Origin of the sequence: Pseudoduganella aquatica (genome assembly GCF_009857595.1) — a bacterium.
Lineage (GTDB): Bacteria > Pseudomonadota > Gammaproteobacteria > Burkholderiales > Burkholderiaceae_D > Rugamonas > Rugamonas aquatica_A.
On record NZ_WWCU01000090.1, the window covers coordinates 1 to 2,688 of the forward strand.

Sequence of the window (2,688 nt, forward strand, 5' to 3'; positions counted from 1 at the left end):
GGTTCGGCCGGAGCGGGCGCCGCCGCTGCTGCCGGCGCCGCCGGCGACACGGCCGCGCAGGGCAAGCTGCTGGCGCAGGCGCGCGGCTGCACGGCGTGCCACAGCGTGGACGGCAGCCCCGGCGTGGGGCCGAGCTGGAAAGGTTTGTACGGCAAGACCGAAACACTGGACAGCGGCAAGACCGCTGTGGCGGACGATGCCTATCTGAAGCAGTCCATCGCCGATCCCAAGGCGAGCATCGTGCGCGGCTTCCCACCTATCATGCCGCAGCAGCCGTTCACGGAGGCGGAGCTGTCGGCGATGGTGGACTACATCAAGACGGTGAAGTGACGCGGGAGCTGGCGATGGCATACGGAAGCGGACACGACGAGCATGAGTCTGGAGACGGGCATGACCATGGCCCCCAGAGCTGGGTCACGAAGTACGTGTGGAGCCAGGACCACAAGGTGATCGCGGTGCAGTATGCGCTGACGGCCATCGTGGTCGGCCTGATCGGGCTGGTGCTGTCGGACCTGATGCGGCTGCAGCTGGGCTACCCCGGCAAGTTCGCCTTTATCGACGCGTCGCGCTACTACCAGTTCATCACCATGCACGGCATGATCATGGTGGTGTATCTGCTGACCGCGCTGTTCCTGGGCGGCTTCGGCAACTACCTGATCCCGCTGATGGTGGGCGCGCGCGACATGGTGTTCCCCTTCCTGAACATGCTCAGCTACTGGTTCTACCTGCTGTCCGTGGTGATACTGATAGGCAGCTTCTTCGTGCCCGGCGGCCCCACCGGCGCGGGCTGGACGCTGTATCCGCCGCAAGCCATCCTGCAGGGCACGCCGGGCGTGGAGTGGGGCATCATCGTCATGCTGATTTCGCTGGTGGTGTTCATCGCAGCGGCCACCATGGGCGGCCTGAACTACGTCACCACGGTGCTGCAGGCGCGCACGCGCGGCATGACGCTGATGCGCATGCCGCTCACCGTCTGGGGCATCTTCGTGGCCACCATCCTGGCGCTGCTGGCCTTCCCGGCGCTGTTCGTCAGCGGCGTGATGATGCTGTTCGACAAAACGCTGGGCAGCAGCTTCTTCATGCCCGCCATCGTCTCCATGGGCCAGCACCTGAACCACCAGGGCGGCAATCCGCTGCTGTTCCAGCACCTGTTCTGGTTCTTCGGCCACCCCGAGGTCTACATCGTGGCCTTGCCGGCCTTCGGCATTATTTCCGACCTGGTCAGTGTGCATGCGCGCAAATGCATCTTCGGCTACCGCATGATGGTGTGGGCCATCGTCATTATTGGCGGGCTCAGCTTTGTCGTGTGGGCGCATCATATGTATGTGAGCGGCATGCATCCGCTGTTCGGTTTCTTCTTCGCCACCACCACGCTGATTATCGCCGTCCCTACCGCGCTCAAGGTCTACAACTGGACGCTCACGCTGTGGCGCGGCGACATACATCTGACCGTGCCCATGCTGTTTGCGCTGGGCTTTATCAGCACCTTCGTGCTGGGTGGCGTGACCGGGCTGTTCCTGGGCAATGTGAGCGTGGATATTCCGCTGTCGAACACGTATTTTGTGGTCGCGCATTTCCACATGGTGATGGGCGTTTCGCCTGTGCTGGCGGTGTTTGGCGGCATTTACCACTGGTATCCCAAGATCAGCGGACGCATGTACAACGACGCGCTGGGCAAGCTGCATTTCTGGATTACTTTCCTGGGCGCGTATGCCATTTTCTTCCCCATGCATTACCTCGGCGTGCTGGGCATGCCGCGCCGCTACTATGCCTATGAAAACTACCAGTTCATTCCGCCGTCGGCGCAGCTGATGAATGAGTTCATCACCATCGCCGCGCTGGTGGTGGGCGTGGCGCAGCTGCTGTTCATTTTCAATATGGCTTACAGCACCTTCAGGGGCAAGGTGGCGGACGGCAATCCGTGGCGCGCCGCCAGCCTGGAATGGCTGACGCCGCAAACCCCGCCCGTGCATGGCAACTGGGGGCCGCAGCTGCCGGTGGTGTACCGCGGCGCGTATGACTACGGCCAGCAGACCGGCGAGAGCGACTACATTCCGCAGAACGTGGGGCCGGATGACGAGCTGCATGGCGGTCACCCGCCCGGTGCGCCGGCAGGCGGGGGCGTGCCGGGGCATGGGCATCCCGTGCCCGGCGGAGGTGCGGCATGAGCGCCGGGGGCGGCATGCAGTCGGCTCAGGCCGTGCAGCTTGCGCTGGGCGTGCCTGACGCGCGCAAGGTGGGCCTGTGGGTGTTCATGGGCGTGGTGACGTCGCTGTTCATGCTGTTCAGCGTGGCCTACGTGATGCGCATGGCGATGGCGGATTGGCAGCCGCTGCGCTACGTGCCGTGGCAGCTGTGGCTCAGCACGGCAGTGCTGGCTCTGGCCAGCGCCGCATGGGAAAGCGCGCGTCGCGGCGGCATGCGGACGGCAACGCCCCCCGGCGCCGCATCCGCTGCGGGACCCGGCGTGCGCGCGGCGCTGCTGGCGTGCGGCCTGTCGCTGGCCTTCCTGGCGGTGCAGCTGTGGGCCTGGCAGGCCATGACGGATATGCGCTTTACCGTCAACGGCAACCCGGCCAGCAGCTTCTTCTATCTGCTGACCGGGCTGCATGGACTGCACGTGGGCGGCGGCCTGGTGGCGGCTGCGCTGGCGGGTGCTGCTGCGCGGCGCAGCGCGCGGCGCGCGCC

General features: G+C 65.4%; 3 protein-coding genes. All 3 read left to right on the plus strand.

The genetic code is table 11. The features are described 5' to 3' along the window. Positions 1-330 (plus strand): c-type cytochrome (locus GTP77_RS29585; RefSeq protein WP_161075725.1); only part of this gene is annotated, 330 nt, incomplete at its 5' end. A gap of 14 nt (positions 331-344) precedes the next feature. Beyond that, the gene (locus GTP77_RS29590; RefSeq protein ID WP_161075726.1) at positions 345-2,168 is read left to right on the plus strand and encodes a cytochrome c oxidase subunit I; all 1,824 of its coding nucleotides are present in this window, start codon (positions 345-347) and stop codon (positions 2,166-2,168) included. After that, positions 2,165-2,688: cytochrome c oxidase subunit 3 family protein (locus tag GTP77_RS29595; protein ID WP_161075727.1), on the plus strand; the 524-nt coding region annotated here is incomplete at its 3' end. The genes GTP77_RS29590 and GTP77_RS29595, both read left to right, overlap by 4 nt.